At 38.8% G+C, this 1,056-nt stretch carries 2 protein-coding genes; both read left to right on the top strand.

Annotation, left to right across the window (positions count from 1 at the left end; all coding sequences use genetic code 11):
• A partial coding sequence (locus A3729_RS34000) for a hypothetical protein (RefSeq protein WP_231877441.1) occupies window positions 1-224 on the top strand: 224 nt, incomplete at its 5' end.
• Window positions 224-1,056 (top strand): UvrD-helicase domain-containing protein (locus tag A3729_RS14460; RefSeq protein WP_156497958.1); only part of this gene is annotated, 833 nt, incomplete at its 3' end. The genes A3729_RS34000 and A3729_RS14460, both read left to right, overlap by 1 nt.

The following is a 1,056-nucleotide window of genomic DNA, read 5'->3' on the forward strand; positions in this document are numbered from 1 at the left end:
GAAATTTAGGTAAACGATTTGATTTTGGTTCAGACTGGGAGCGCAATTTCTTGTGGTACCGCTATAGGTTCTTGTCTAACAAGAGTAAGCCAGCTTCTCATGTGCGCATGATGTCAAAGATAGAGGAGCAATATAATTCAGAACAAATAAAACAGATGCTACCTTCTGAATTGCAAAAACTCATGAATTGCATAATGGCGCTTTCTGAGCAGGTAATAGAGTAATGCGTGAATGGGCTCCTTCAGAGGGAGTAGATGCCACGAGCGAACTAATGAATATAATTACCTGCGATGATTCTATAGCTGTTCTTGCTGGAGCTGGTGCAGGTAAAACTGAATTGTTGGCCCAAAAAGCAAGTTACTTGTTTTACACCGCAAATTGCCCTTGGCCGAAAAGAATATTGTCGCTTACATTTAAGACTGAAGCTCAAATAAATATAAAAGAGCGGGTCAGTAAGCGTTGCGGAGATAAGGCTGCTCGGTTTGATTCTTTTACGTTTCATGCATTGTGCAAAAGTATTGTCGATAGATTTAAGAACACTCTACCACGGGCGGAACGTCCTATTAACAATTATGATATTGTTTTTCAGCGTAAAGAGGCTAATGGTACAACTAGAATATTGATGGGAGATTTGATAGGGCTGGCGATTCGTATTTTGAGATCCAGAGACGATATTCGAAATATGTTTGCAAGCTCTTATGAATATGTCTTTGTTGATGAGTTTCAAGATACAACGAACGAACAATACACATTGCTAAAATTGATGTTTCAGAATACCGCTACAAAAGTCTTGGCAGTTGGAGACCTGAATCAGAGTATTATGTTGTGGGCCGGAGCAAGGCAAACGATATTCAAAGATTTTTTAAATGAGTTTTCGGCACAGAGCAAGTTACTAGTAAAGAACTACAGAGCATCTACGGAAATTCAAAATATACTAAATATTTTACTACTCTTTATTCAAAACCCGTCATCAGCGATCTCAGAAATTGGAATTGCACCTGATCACTGCTCATTCCACACGTTTGAAGACGAGATTCAAGAAGCATCTTTCATTGT

This window comes from Oleiphilus sp. HI0043 (assembly GCF_001634935.1).